This is a genomic window from Ornithinibacillus halotolerans, from assembly GCF_014637405.1.
Classification (GTDB): domain Bacteria; phylum Bacillota; class Bacilli; order Bacillales; family Amphibacillaceae; genus Ornithinibacillus; species Ornithinibacillus halotolerans.
This window is the reverse complement of record NZ_BMEY01000005.1, coordinates 130,402-143,900: the sequence shown is the minus strand read 5'-3', so window position 1 is coordinate 143,900 and position 13,499 is coordinate 130,402. Positions and strand designations below refer to the sequence as shown.

Below are 13,499 nucleotides of genomic sequence, written 5' to 3'. Positions count from 1 at the left end.
GACACAATAACTATTTTAAAAATAGGATTATTGAAATGAGGCTTATCTATGTTAAAGAAAACAGCTATTATTTTAATAGCCTTTGGTCTATTTTTTATTCTATATGCGGGCTATTCTTTCTATGACTATAGTAAGGGTAGTCAAAAACAATTAATACTAGCAGAAAACTACGTCAACTCATACAAAGAGTTAAGAGATTCAAGTTCTATAACAAAAGAGAAAGTTGAAATATTTAAAGCTGACATGGCACCTAAAATTGGTGAAATATTTGCTACTATTGAGATTCCCATAATTGATTTAAATCTACCTATCGTTGAGGGAGTCGGTATGGAACAATTAAAATACGGAGTGGGACATGAACCAACCACTTGGCTGCCTGAAGAAAAAAACCAAGTTTTTTTAGCTGGACATAACAATACAGCATTCAAACAAATGGGTGATATTAAAAAAGGAGATCGTATCATTCTCCATTTACCTTATGGTTCCTTCGAATATGAAATGGTATTCAGCGATATAGGACACGAAGCGGAAGTGGACAGGGTTAGATCCCTTGATCATGAACAATTAGTGCTCATGACATGTTATCCTTTTTATTCTTTTAGTGATACAGATGAAAGATACTTTATTTATGCTAACCCTGTGGAATAAATTATTCAAATATGTTTTGCAAGCTTAACCAATCAAAAAGAATAGCAGCTGATATCATGCCTCCCGTATGGTGAGAGTGTGTAATATCTTTAACCTGGTGTTCTTAGATTGCGGTAAGTTAATGTTTTGTTAAAATTCCGGCTGTAACGTTCTTAACGGGTTGTTAACTGGATTGCGTTAGCAAAATGTTAGTAATTTGCTAGCCTGTTTACAACAAAAAAAACCTTGCTACAACAAGGTTTTCATAATGCCCTCGGCAGGATTCGAACCTGCGACACACGGTTTAGGAAACCGATGCTCTATCCCCTGAGCTACGAAGGCAATTTTTTAGGAACATCCACTATTATACAAAAATTGCCGAATAAATTCAAAAATAGTTCTCTTCTCAAGAATACCAGAAATTACTTTGTAATCTTTTCTTTCTATTGTAGAAGCCCATAAAAGAGTATGATAAAATTAAAAGATATCTGTCAGTATTTGTTGGAATAGGGGGAAATAGAATGGCAGAGGTCCCATTTATCGCAATTGAAGGTCCAATTGGTATTGGAAAAACTTCATTAGCGAAAAGACTCTCAGATCAATTTAACTTTCATTTACTAAAAGAAATTGTCGAAGAAAACCCATTTCTCGGAAAGTTCTATGACGATATAGATGAGTGGAGTTTCCAAACCGAAATGTTTTTTCTTTGCAATCGATATAAACAACTAGAAGACATTGAAAAAAAGTATCTCTTAAAGCAAAAGGCTGTTATAGCAGACTACCATATCTCCAAAAATATGATCTTTGCAAAACGGACACTTCAGGCCGATAAGTTCGAAAAATATGAGCAAATTTATCATATTTTAACTGCTGACATGCCTGTTCCGAATATGATGATTTATTTGCATGCTAGTCTTGATACTATCTTAGAAAGAATAAAAATGCGTGGAAGAGAAATTGAACAGAATATAAAGGCATCTTATTTAGCACAGCTAGCACAAGATTACGAAACATATATGAATGAATTCGAAATCATGCACCCAAATATTCCAGTCATTCGGATCAATGGGGATCAATTGGACTACGTTAAGAACCAAAATGATTTAGAATACATTATTCATGAAGTACAAAAGCAATTACAAACATTTCAAGTTGCACCGAAATAACCTAACATTTATAAAGGGGATCAAGAAATGAATTTACGTGAAAAATACAACATTCCAAATGACAGCATAATTACCATTGCTGGTACGGTTGGTGTTGGAAAGTCTACAATGACAAAGGCATTAGCAAATGCACTAAACTTCAAGACATCTTTTGAAAAGGTAGATACTAATCCTTATCTAGAGAAATTTTATGCTGACTTTGAACGTTGGAGCTTCCATTTGCAAATCTATTTCCTTGCAGAACGATTTAAAGAGCAAAAGAAAATCTTCGAATACGGAGGAGGATTTATCCAAGACCGTTCCATTTATGAAGATACAGGTATCTTTGCTAAAATGCATTTTGATAATGGTACTATGTCCAAAACAGATTATGAAACATACACAAGTCTTTTTGAATCAATGGTAATGACTCCTTACTTCCCTCACCCAGATTTACTAATATATTTAGAGGGTTCATTTGATGAAGTGTTAAAACGAATTCAAGAGCGTGGTCGTGAAATGGAAAAGAGCACCCCAATTGCTTATTGGGAAGAGATGTATCAACGCTATGAAAATTGGATTAATAACTTCAATGCTTGTCCTATTTTACGAATTAATATTGCCGATTATGATTTAATGAATAAAGAGACATCGATCGAACCAATTTTAGAAAAGATTGGACACTTTATTCAACAATCAAGACGTTGGGAAATCAGAGAGACGATAAAATAACTTCTTTAAAAAAACAGTGGTATGGTTGCCACTGTTTTTTTGTTCCTACTTTATACACATCACTAAACTTAGTTTTGTATTATAATTAAATTATAGATAGAGGAGAGGAAGTAAATTGTTTTGGAAATAGAACGAAGCCAAATAAAACAAATTAGAAATGATATAAAGCGATTTATGATGACATACCAATTTGGATTAGATGAAATGAATACAAAGCTTACTATTTTGAGTGAAGAGTTTCAATATGTACATGACTATAATCCAATTGAACATATAAAATCTAGACTAAAATCACCAGAGAGTATTCTAAAAAAGATGTATCGAAAAAAATTACCTATTACGATGAACTCTATACAAGAAAGTATTCGAGATATTGCTGGTATTAGAATTGTTTGTTCCTTTCTTTCTGATACGTATAAAATATTAGATATGATAGAAAAACAAGAAGACATAACTATTGTTGAAGTAAAAGACTACATTAAAAATCCAAAACCAAATGGTTACCAAAGCTTACATGTAATTCTCACCATTCCTGTCTTTCTTTCAGACAGAGTAGAAAATGTCTATGTAGAAGTTCAAATTAGAACAGTTGCCATGGATTTTTGGGCAAGCCTTGAACACAAAATTTATTATAAGTATGATAAATTGATTCCCGAAGAATTTTCTATGCAGTTGAAAGATGCAGCTACTGTGGCTAGTGATTTAGATAGGCGAATGGAAAAACTGCATAATGAGGTTAATAAAATAAAAGAAGATAATTTTCAAGAAGATCTTACACGGTTAGACTTAGGTAGTGGTAACTTTCCGCTTCCAGAACCATTACTCAATTTATTATTAGAAGATAAGAAACAAAATGTATAAATTAGAGCACTAAAAAAACCGTTACATGCCTGTAACGGTTTTTCTTATCTCCAAAGTTATGCGCTTATTAAAAAAATGGAGGAGGTAGAGGGATTCGAACCCCCGCGCGGTTTGACCCGCCTGTCGGTTTTCAAGACCGATCCCTTCAGCCAGACTTGGGTATACCTCCGTAGCAACAAATATTAATATACAGGATTTGAAAAACAATGTCAATAAAATTTGTCGATTTTTTGGTGGAAAATTGATAAAAAATAATTCTAATTTGATTGATAATTTTACATAATATAGGCTGGGTAATAACATACTAAAACTTTAAAATATATATTACCCAGCCTTTTACAATTATAAAAATTGTTACTTAATAACCTCTACTCCACCCATGTATGATACTAGTACTTCTGGGACTTTTACGCTGCCGTCTTCTTGTTGATAGTTTTCTAAGATTGCGGCTACTGTACGACCTATCGCAAGTCCAGATCCATTTAATGTGTGGACGAATTCTGGTTTGCCACCTGCTTCTCTTCTGAAACGAATTCCTGCACGTCTTGCTTGGAAATCTTCAAAGTTTGAGCAAGAAGAGATTTCACGATACATATTTTGACTTGGAATCCAAACTTCAATATCGTATTTTTTAGCTGCTGTAAAACCTAAATCACCAGTGCACATACTCATTACACGGTAAGGAAGTCCAAGAAGCTGTAATACTTTTTCAGCATGGCCTGTTAATTCTTCCAATGTTGCATATGAATCTTCAGGTTTTACTAACTGTACTAACTCTACTTTATTAAATTGGTGCTGACGGATTAGACCACGTGTATCCCGTCCAGCTGATCCCGCTTCAGAACGGAAGTTAGCACTGAATGCTGCATATTTTTTTGGTAAATCTTCAGCATTTAAGATTTCATCTCGATGGTAGTTTGTAACTGGTACTTCTGCTGTTGGAATTAAGAAATAATCTGTATCCGCCAATTTGAAAACATCTTCTGCAAATTTAGGTAGCTGGCCAGTTCCTGTTAAACTTGTGCGATTTACAATCTGTGGTGGTAGCATCTCTACATAACCATGTTTATCTGCATGTAAGTCCATCATAAAGCTCCATAAAGCTCTTTCAAGTCTTGCTCCTAAACCTTTGTAAAATACAAAACGACTTCCAGTAACTTTACCAGCTCTTTCAAAATCAATGATGTCTAAATTGGTTGCTACATCCCAATGGGCTTGTGCTTCAAAACCAAATGCAGGTACATCTCCCCAGTCACGTGCCAAGACATTATCATCTTCGTCTTCACCGACAGGGACACTTTCATGTGGAATATTAGGTATAGATAACATAATATGTCCTAATGTTTCTTCAATTTGACGAAGTTCGTCGTCATATGCTTTGATTTGGTCCCCAACTTCGCGCATTTCCTTTATTGCCGCATCTGCATCTTTCTTTTCTTTTTTAAGTTGAGAAATTTGTTTTGTTACTTCGTTACGCTTTGCTTTTAATGCTTCCGTTTTCGTAATTAGGTCACGACGCTTCTCATCTAGTTCGCCGAAACGGTCTAATTCCGATAAATCTTCACCACGATGTTGTAATTTAGCTTTTACTTCTTCAAAGTTGTTGCGTAAATACTTCATGTCTAACATAGTTTTTTTCCTCCTAATTTATTTAGTTCTAAAATTTAAATACAAAAAACTCCCGTCCCTATGGTTAGGGACGAGAGTTTGAATTCCCGCGTTGCCACCCTTGTTGAAGAGTAATCTCTTCCGGCTTTATACGTGTTAACGGTTCGTACCGGGTTTACTTACTTTTATTTCCGTAAACCAGTTCAAGGATGGATTCACAGTATTTTTTCATCGATTCACACCAACCATCGACTCTCTTAAGAAAAGGGTACTGTTACTATTTCCTGTCATTACTATTAAAGTTGATTTTAATTAAACAATATCATAGCTAATTTTTTGCTAAAGTGCAAGTTTTATTCATCATAATAATTTTCTATTAGAAATATAATGTGTGATTTAACTAAACCAACCTTTAACTGTATCTACGATAGATGAAAAGATACCACTGAAGAAGTCGCCGATAGCTCCTAGTGTTAACATAAACCAGTTTGCTTTTTCTACCGCTTCATCCGTCACAAGATCTACAGTAAGGTTATCTGCACCAAAAATATAACCATAGTCATTATCACCAGAATATACTAAAGTAGCTGTTCCAATCTTTTCCCCTTTTTCAATCGGGGCAATTAGTTCACCATCGTCATTGAGTTTGTCTTCGTCAAACGAGTACTCAATGGAGTAAAGCTCCTCTTCTTCACTTTTCACAGGAAGAGTAATACCTTCTGCAATGGAAACATCAACTGTATCTTCTTTTCCTTTCGACACAGGAATTGTCTCTTTATCTTCTAGCTGATATCCTTTAGCAAACAACTCTTGTTCACTAAATTGACTAAAACCATAATCTAATAATCTTGCTGTTTGTTCAAAACGAGCTGCTTTACTTTCTGTACGCATCACAACAGTGATCAATCTTCTCCCGTTACGTTCTGCAGTACCTGTAAATGTATATCCTGCAAGACCAGTATATCCCGTTTTTAAGCCGTCCATTCCTTCATAATAGAATTGCTGTAAGTTTACACCATCGTGTTTCAACATCCAGTTCAGGTTTACATCGGAATGTCCTTCAAATTCAATAGTTAATTGACTAGATATGTCTAGAGCATGTGGGTAATCATTCACAAGGTGATAAGCTAATAAGGCAGCATCTCTACTTGACATAAGGTCAACACCTTTTGGATCTGTTCCTTCCGGGTAGTTATCTCCTAAGTGTTCATTATCTAAACCTGTTGAGTTAACAAATGTATAATCAGTTAGACCCATTTCTTCAGCTTTTTGGTTCATTCGTTTAACAAATTCTCCCTCAGAACCAGCAACTAATTCAGCAAGGGCAATTGTAGTTCCATTATCAGAAATAATGGCCATTGCTTCATATAATTCTTTTACTGTATAACTTTTATCTTGTTTCAAGCCTATTCCCGAGAAGTTCGGGTTAGCTGAAATACTATATGCATAATCACTTATTTGAGTAGTTGTTTCCCAACTAATTTCGCCATTATCAATTGCTTCCAAGACAAGATATTCTGTCATCATTTTTGTCATACTTGCTGGTGGAAGCGCAATATCAGGGTTTTTTGCAAATAATACTTTCCCTGTCTCTGCATCAACTAAAATTGCTGATTCAGCATCTAATTCTAACTCGGCTGCTTGTGTATTCATTGGTTGTGTTATAAATGATGTTGTCGCTATGAGAAATACTAGGAACAGCATCATTACTTTTGAATAGATCTGTTTCATCTTTCTTTACCTCCACCCTATATTATATATATTTTCTCTCTTCAAACACTCTTGTATTTTATCACATAATGCACAGTTTTAGAAACTTCGTATTCACTAAATCTAGCAGGATTCTTGTTATACTGTAATTACAACTATGTTAGTTCTTTCTTTGCTAATTTTATCTTTTTTTAACGAAAAAAAATAGATGGACAAAATGCCCATCTATTTTTTTACGTATAGTTAATAATTACCCTTTTAATGAGTAGTTTGGTGCTTCTTTTGTTACTTGAACATCATGTGGATGACTCTCTATTAGTCCTGCATTTGTTATTCGGACAAATTGTGCATCATTTCTTAGTGATTCAATAGTTTGTGCTCCACAATAGCCCATTCCTGAACGTAGCCCACCTAGTAATTGGTGAACAGTATCAGCAAGTGGACCTTTATATGCAACTCTTCCTTCAATACCCTCAGGTACTAGTTTTTTTGCATCGTTTGTTTCTTGGAAATAACGATCTTTTGAACCAGCTTTCATTGCTCCAACAGATCCCATACCACGATATACTTTATATCTTCTACCTTGATAGATTTCAGTTTCTCCAGGACTTTCCGTAACTCCTGCAAACATACTTCCTAACATAACTGCATGAGCACCTGCTGCTAAAGCTTTCACAATATCACCAGAATATTTAATTCCGCCATCAGCAATTACAGGAATATCATATTCTTTTGCTGCTAGAGCACAATCATATACTGCTGTTATTTGTGGAACACCGACTCCAGCAACAACTCTCGTCGTACAAATAGATCCAGGACCTATTCCTACTTTAATAATATTTGCTCCTGCTTCAATTAAAGCCTTCGTACCTTCTGCTGTTGCTACATTTCCTGCAATAATATCCAAGTTTGGATAGGTTTCGCGAACAGTTCTCACTTGTTCTAATACACCTTTAGAATGCCCATGAGCTGTATCTATTACAATAACATCTACACCTGCATGTACTAGTGCCTCAATACGCTTCATAGAATCCCCAGTAACTCCTACAGCTGCTCCTACTAATAACCGACCTTGGGAATCTTTTGCTGCATTCGGGAACTCAATGACTTTTTCAATATCTTTAATAGTAATTAATCCTTTTAAAACACCTTGTTCATCTACTAATGGTAATTTTTCTATTTTATATTGTTGTAGAATTTGCTCTGCTTCCTCTAATGTTGTTCCTACAGGAGCAGTAACAAGATTTTCACTCGTCATTACTTTCGAGATAACAATAGAATAATCTTGGATAAAACGTAAATCACGATTTGTTATAATACCTACAAGCTTTTGTTCTGTTACATTATTCACAATTGGAACTCCAGAGATTCTATATTTCCCCATTAAATGTTCGGCATCATATACTTGGTGTTCTGGTGTTAAGAAAAATGGGTTAGTAATAACACCACTTTCTGACCGTTTTACTCGATCCACCTGTTCTGCCTGTTCCTCAATAGACATATTTTTGTGAATGATTCCAAGCCCGCCTTGTCTAGCCATTGCAATAGCCATGGAGGACTCTGTTACAGTATCCATCCCAGCACTGATTAATGGGGCATTTAATTTTAAGTTAGGACTTAATGTAGTACTCACATTTACTTCTCTTGGTAAAACCTCAGATTTAGCTGGTATTAATAACACATCATCAAATGTTAAACCTTCTTTTGTAAACTTATCCTCTCTCATCATTAATCCTCCCTTATTTAGTAGGTAAAGTAGAATATTAAAATATTTCATTGGGAAAGCTAGTTCGTAAATCTATTTCTATATACAATACGCTAACTAAATAAGTTTTTCAATAACAGTTTTTGTTAATAATAAAAGTAAATATATTCTAATTTTTCTATTAAAGAGAAGGAAGTTCGTATGTATTCTTTTGATGAGATTCAATCATTCTATACGTATTTGCAATCACAACAGACTGCTCAACAGTACTTATTTCAATGTTATCAACGGATCAATGAACAAGATGCTGAAAAAAAGAGTTTTGAGAATTGTAATGTGTTTATGTATTGCTTACACCATGGTAGAGAATATTATCGTGCAGGAGAAAACATAGATACTATCTTAAAACCGGTCATGTTCTTTTATGGTATGGCTCATCTCTTAAAGGCTTGTTTGTTAACTGTAAGAGCTGATTATCCAGAATCTACTTCCGTATTAGCACATGGTGTTTCAACAAGAAAAAGAAAGAAGAGGAATTATAGTTTCTTAGAAGACGAAGTTAAAATACAACATAAAGGTTTATTCCCATATTTTTCTGAGCATTTATTCGGAATTCGTAAATTTCCATTCGAAAAAATTACAATGGAATCTTTATTTAATTTAATTCCTGAATTAAACCAATATTTTCAATATGAAAACAAAGATAACTTAGTAAAGATTGGAAATTTAGGAGAGGATAGCATCACTATTCCGAAATCACTATGTGACAACTATCATCTTACTGAAAAGGCATTACTTAATCGATTGGAAATGTATATTCCAATAGTAAAAGTGACACCATCCCCATCTTCTACAACGATTCATTTACAAAGGCCTTTAACTATGAAGAGTGGCCCGTTTCAGTTTGGAATGGATAAAGCCATTTATTTACCAACGAACAAGCAATTTTTCATTCCGTTTTCCGAAGTTATGGTACATTACTTACTGTTATATAATTTAAGCATGTTATCTCGTTATGAAGCAGAGTGGTGGGGAGAATTACTAGCTACAAAGCCGGATGTAGATTACCCATTTATATCAAGCTTCTTAACCATAACATCAGTCAAAATGCCAACAATGATTGGAACATATTTACTTAACAAAAAATGAGGCTGGGACATAACTTGATTAAAGGTAGTAAATTACGAACAATCACTTCACTAGCCCCGGAAATATACAGAGACTCCTGTGGGAGGAAAGGCATCGGTGAGACCCCGCAAGAGCGACAGCTCTGAGGAGGCTCACCAGCCGCCCACGGAAAGCGTAGTATATTTCCGGGGCGGATTAGATGCACTGACTTTAATGTTCGGTTTTAACCTTGTGAGAAAAAGTTTTGTCCCAACCTCATAACACTTCTGTAATATAACGTTGTTGGTTGATTAATGATAGAATCTCTCCATTTTCAAGTCTGACAATAGGTCTTGTTGGTTGTTTTGGATCAATAAAAACAATTTCCCCAATATTATTGTCTGAAAGTAATACTTTTGTTCCTACAGAAAAATTAGTTATAGCATCAGCAAAAACTTGTACTACTCTTGGGTCCAATTTACTAAATTGCTCTTCTTGTAATTCCTCAATTACTTTAAACGGAGATTGTTTATCCCGATAAACTCTTTCACTCGTCATCGCATGGTAAATATCACATACTGCAATTATTCTTGCAAATCGATGGATTTTATCTTGAGATAAACCTAAAGGATAGCCGCTACCATCTATTCGCTCATGATGTTGGAGAATAGCTAACTTGACCGCGTATGGAAGATTAGTAACATGTTCAACCATTCTATAAGAGAAAGTTGGATGTTTCTTAATTTCTTTTCTTTCTTCGACTGTCAAATTACCTTCTTTTTTAAATGCAAATTGTCCTAATCTCGCCATTCCTGCATCACTTAATAACCCAGCAATACCAACCTGAAACCATTCTTGTTTAGGATAACCCATTTTCTTTGCTAAATAGGCACTTAATAGTGAAATGGATACACTATGATGATAAAAGTAATCTTTCCGATTTGCATATTGATGTAATGTATATACAGTAGATCCAATATCTTCTAATCGATTCATTAAAGGAACAATTATATTAATTATATCTGATATATCGATTTGATTTTTATTTCTCCATGTTTCAAATTGCTTCTTATACTCCCCTACAACATAGTAATAATGCCCTTTAAAGGAGAGAGAGGATACATCAAATGATATCTCTTCATTTTTTTCTTCGGATAATTTTGGGACAAAAGGTTCTTCATCCTTTAATCTTTCAGATACATCAACTTCATGAATTAAGAACTTATGTAATACGGTAATGTGAGATTTTGTTAGAATGGTATTCTTTGGAATAATTGGGCGATTTGTTTTTCCATAAACATCACTTAATAGCATACAACCTGGGACTAATTGCGATGGGGAAACACGCATTATTTTCCCTCCCTTAGAATGGAAAGTGACGAAAGAAAATTTAATTTTCCTCGCCACTTTTTTAAATTTCTATTCTTCTAAATCACTATCAACAGACTCATTTACTTCTTCTTCACTTTGTTCTTCCTCTTCATCTTCATGATCAATTTTAGCTACTGTAGCTACTTCTTCACCATCTTGTAGACGAATTAAGCGAACACCTTGTGTATTTCTACCTGTTTGTGAAATTCCCTCAACAGGAATTCGGATGAGTACACCTGCTGCAGTTATAAGCATAATATCTTCTTCACCTGTAACAGCTTTAACTGCAACAACATGACCTGTTTCTTCCGTTAGTTTTGCCGTAAATATACCTTTACCGCCACGGTTGGTAATTCGATACTGATCTTCTGGCGAGCGTTTTCCAATCCCTTTATTAGTAACATGTAATATCTGTAATCCCTTTTCCAGAATCTCCATAGAAACAACTTCATCGTCATCTCGTAAAGAGATACCACGAACACCGGCTGCTGTTCTTCCCATTAATCTAACTTGATCTTCTGGGAAACGTATTAGATAACCTTGCTTTGTTGCAATCATGATATCTTTTGTACCATCTGTTAGGCGAACTGAGATTAGTTCATCATTCTCACGTAGCCCTAAAGCAATTAATCCACCTTTACGAATATTAGCAAATTGAGCTAGTGAAGTACGTTTGGATATTCCGTGTTTTGTTGTAAAGAAGAAATTCCAATCCTCACTAAATTCATTCACTGAGATAACAGCATTAATCCATTCCTCTTTTTCTATTTGCAAGAGATTAATAATTGGTAATCCTTTTGCTGTACGACTAAACTCTGGTATTTCGTACCCTTTCACTTTGTATACTTTCCCTTTATTCGTAAAGAATAAAATTGTATCATGTGTGGATGTACTTACCAAATGTTCCACAAAGTCATCATCATTAGTACCCATACCTTGGATACCACGTCCACCACGTTTTTGCACACGATAAGTAGATGATGGAAGACGTTTAATATACCCTTTATGAGTTAGTGTAATAACAATATTTTCTTCAGGAATTAAATCTTCATCCTCGAAGAAATCTGCTCCACCAACTGTGATTTCTGTACGTCTTTCGTCCCCATACTTTTCCTTTATTTCACTTAATTCTTCACGAATAATTTCTAGTATTTTTTCCTCATCTGCTAAAATACCTTTTAACTTTTCGATAAGTTGCATTAACTCATTATATTCATTTTCAATTTTCTCACGTTCTAATCCTGTCAACCTCTGTAATCTCATGTCTAAGATTGCTTGTGCTTGTTTTTCCGACAAATTAAAACGAGTTATTAATCCTTCTCTTGCAATATCAGCTGTTTTGGAATTACGAATTAATGAAATAACCTCATCTAGATGATCTAAAGCGATACGTAATCCTTCTAGAATATGAGCTCTTGCTTCTGCTTTTCTTAATTCAAATTCTGTACGACGTCTAATAATAACTTGTTGGTGTTCTAAGTAATATTTTAAACACTCTTTAATATTTAATACTTTTGGTATTCCATTAACTAGAGCTAACGTATTTACACCGAAAGTCGTTTGTAGAGCTGTATATTTATATAAGTTATTTAGTAATACATTGGCATTGACATCTTTACGTAATTCCATTACGATACGCATTCCATTACGATCTGACTCATCACGTAAATCTGTGATACCTTCAATTCGTTTATCACGAACTAACTCAGCAATTTTTTCAATTAATTTTGCTTTATTCACTTGATATGGAAGTTCTGTCACAATAATAACAGGTTTTCCATTTTTCAACTCTTCAATCTGTACTTTTGCACGAATAGTAATAGATCCTTTTCCCGTTTCATAAGCACGACGAATCCCGCTACGTCCCATAATAATCCCAGCTGTAGGGAAATCAGGACCCGGTAAATAATTCTCCATAATCTCATCAATCGTAATTTCTGGATCCTTGCTAACTGCAAGTACTGCATCAATTGTTTCGCCAAGATTATGTGGAGGAATGTTGGTAGCCATCCCAACTGCTATTCCGGACGCACCATTTACTAACAAGTTTGGAAATCGAGCTGGAAAGACAACTGGTTCTCTTTCTGAACCATCATAGTTATCTTGATAATCAATTGTATCTTTATTGATATCTCGAAGTAATTCCATTGATATTTTTGACATTCTAGCCTCTGTATAACGCATCGCTGCAGCAGAGTCACCATCTACTGATCCGAAATTCCCATGTCCATCGACTAATGGATTGCGATAACTAAAAGGCTGTGCCATACGTACCATTGCTTCGTAAACTGCTGAATCACCATGTGGGTGGTACTTACCGATAACTTCCCCAACAATACGAGCTGATTTTTTATATGCTTTATCCGAGTGCATACCTAAATCATTCATTGCATATAATATTCTTCGATGTACTGGTTTCATCCCATCTCGAACATCTGGTAATGCTCTTGATACAATAACACTCATTGCATAGTCTAGAAAGGATGTACGCACTTCCTGGCTTATATTTATTTCTTGTACACTTCTACGTTCCTGATCTGCCATAGATTAAGACCTCCTGATAATGTCTAACTACCTCCTGAGATAGTTAGACATCTAAGAAAAACATTTAACAACTTTATAATAAACTAACG

The 13,499-nt window shown here is 34.7% G+C and carries 10 protein-coding genes, 2 tRNA genes and 1 other annotated feature; of the genes, 5 read left to right on the top strand and 7 right to left on the bottom strand.

Translation table 11 applies throughout. The features are described 5' to 3' along the window. Window positions 1-48 precede the first annotated feature (48 nt). Window positions 49-648, top strand: coding sequence for a class D sortase, LPxTATN-specific (gene srtD, locus IEV35_RS06520; protein WP_188383870.1), 600 nt, complete (start codon window positions 49-51; stop codon window positions 646-648). Window positions 649-896: 248 nt separating this feature from the next. Here srtD and IEV35_RS06515 read toward each other — a convergent pair. Then, window positions 897-969 (bottom strand) — tRNA-Arg (locus IEV35_RS06515). A gap of 179 nt (window positions 970-1,148) precedes the next feature. On the opposite strand from IEV35_RS06515, the gene IEV35_RS06510 reads away from it, so the two are divergent. From IEV35_RS06510 to IEV35_RS06500, 3 genes are all read left to right on the top strand, one after another. Next, window positions 1,149-1,793 (top strand): deoxynucleoside kinase, encoded by a 645-nt coding sequence (locus IEV35_RS06510; protein WP_188383869.1) that lies wholly within the window; start codon window positions 1,149-1,151, stop codon window positions 1,791-1,793. A gap of 27 nt (window positions 1,794-1,820) precedes the next feature. Then, window positions 1,821-2,504 (top strand): deoxynucleoside kinase, encoded by a 684-nt coding sequence (locus IEV35_RS06505; RefSeq protein WP_188383868.1) that lies wholly within the window; start codon window positions 1,821-1,823, stop codon window positions 2,502-2,504. A gap of 174 nt (window positions 2,505-2,678) precedes the next feature. Beyond that, complete coding sequence (locus IEV35_RS06500) at window positions 2,679-3,365, top strand: GTP pyrophosphokinase (RefSeq protein ID WP_188383944.1); 687 nt, start codon at window positions 2,679-2,681, stop codon at window positions 3,363-3,365. 76 nt (window positions 3,366-3,441) lie between these two features. Here the strand turns inward: IEV35_RS06500 and IEV35_RS06495 are convergent. The 4 genes from IEV35_RS06495 to guaB form a co-directional block, all read right to left on the bottom strand. Then, window positions 3,442-3,534, bottom strand: a tRNA-Ser gene (locus IEV35_RS06495). A 185-nt stretch (window positions 3,535-3,719) separates the two neighbouring features. Then, window positions 3,720-4,994, bottom strand: a complete 1,275-nt coding sequence (serS, locus tag IEV35_RS06490; protein WP_188383867.1) for a serine--tRNA ligase — start codon at window positions 4,992-4,994, stop codon at window positions 3,720-3,722. A gap of 63 nt (window positions 4,995-5,057) precedes the next feature. Further along, window positions 5,058-5,273 (bottom strand) — a binding site (T-box leader). Window positions 5,274-5,369: 96 nt separating this feature from the next. Beyond that, window positions 5,370-6,704 carry a D-alanyl-D-alanine carboxypeptidase family protein gene (locus IEV35_RS06485; protein WP_188383866.1) on the bottom strand — a complete coding sequence of 445 codons (1,335 nt, stop codon included), beginning with the start codon at window positions 6,702-6,704 and terminating at the stop codon, window positions 5,370-5,372. A 229-nt stretch (window positions 6,705-6,933) separates the two neighbouring features. After that, window positions 6,934-8,409: an IMP dehydrogenase gene (gene guaB, locus IEV35_RS06480; RefSeq protein WP_188383865.1), complete on the bottom strand. Its 1,476-nt coding sequence runs from the start codon at window positions 8,407-8,409 to the stop codon at window positions 6,934-6,936. Window positions 8,410-8,589: 180 nt separating this feature from the next. Here guaB and IEV35_RS06475 point away from each other — a divergent pair, with 180 nt between their 5' ends. Then, complete coding sequence (locus tag IEV35_RS06475) at window positions 8,590-9,537, top strand: YaaC family protein (RefSeq protein ID WP_188383864.1); 948 nt, start codon at window positions 8,590-8,592, stop codon at window positions 9,535-9,537. 234 nt (window positions 9,538-9,771) lie between these two features. Here the strand turns inward: IEV35_RS06475 and IEV35_RS06470 are convergent, their stop codons facing one another. Both IEV35_RS06470 and gyrA read right to left on the bottom strand, forming a co-directional pair. Further along, on the bottom strand, window positions 9,772-10,845 hold the full coding sequence (locus tag IEV35_RS06470) for an HD-GYP domain-containing protein (protein WP_188383863.1): 1,074 nt from the start codon (window positions 10,843-10,845) through the stop codon (window positions 9,772-9,774). Window positions 10,846-10,914: 69 nt separating this feature from the next. Continuing rightward, window positions 10,915-13,410, bottom strand: coding sequence for a DNA gyrase subunit A (gyrA, locus tag IEV35_RS06465; protein WP_188383862.1), 2,496 nt, complete (start codon window positions 13,408-13,410; stop codon window positions 10,915-10,917). Between the last annotated feature and the right edge of the window lie 89 nt (window positions 13,411-13,499).

Bases quoted from the DNA above. Each gene is read 5' to 3' on its own strand.
- srtD (WP_188383870.1), top strand. From the start codon at position 49: ATGTTAAAGAAAACAGCTATTATTTTAATAGCCTTTGGTCTATTTTTT.
- IEV35_RS06510 (WP_188383869.1), top strand. From the start codon at position 1,149: ATGGCAGAGGTCCCATTTATCGCAATTGAAGGTCCAATTGGTATTGGA.
- IEV35_RS06505 (WP_188383868.1), top strand. From the start codon at position 1,821: ATGAATTTACGTGAAAAATACAACATTCCAAATGACAGCATAATTACC.
- IEV35_RS06500 (WP_188383944.1), top strand. From the start codon at position 2,679: ATGATGACATACCAATTTGGATTAGATGAAATGAATACAAAGCTTACT.
- serS (WP_188383867.1), bottom strand. From the start codon at position 4,994: ATGTTAGACATGAAGTATTTACGCAACAACTTTGAAGAAGTAAAAGCT.
- IEV35_RS06485 (WP_188383866.1), bottom strand. From the start codon at position 6,704: ATGAAACAGATCTATTCAAAAGTAATGATGCTGTTCCTAGTATTTCTC.
- guaB (WP_188383865.1), bottom strand. From the start codon at position 8,409: ATGAGAGAGGATAAGTTTACAAAAGAAGGTTTAACATTTGATGATGTG.
- IEV35_RS06475 (WP_188383864.1), top strand. From the start codon at position 8,590: ATGTATTCTTTTGATGAGATTCAATCATTCTATACGTATTTGCAATCA.
- IEV35_RS06470 (WP_188383863.1), bottom strand. From the start codon at position 10,845: ATGCGTGTTTCCCCATCGCAATTAGTCCCAGGTTGTATGCTATTAAGT.
- gyrA (WP_188383862.1), bottom strand. From the start codon at position 13,410: ATGGCAGATCAGGAACGTAGAAGTGTACAAGAAATAAATATAAGCCAG.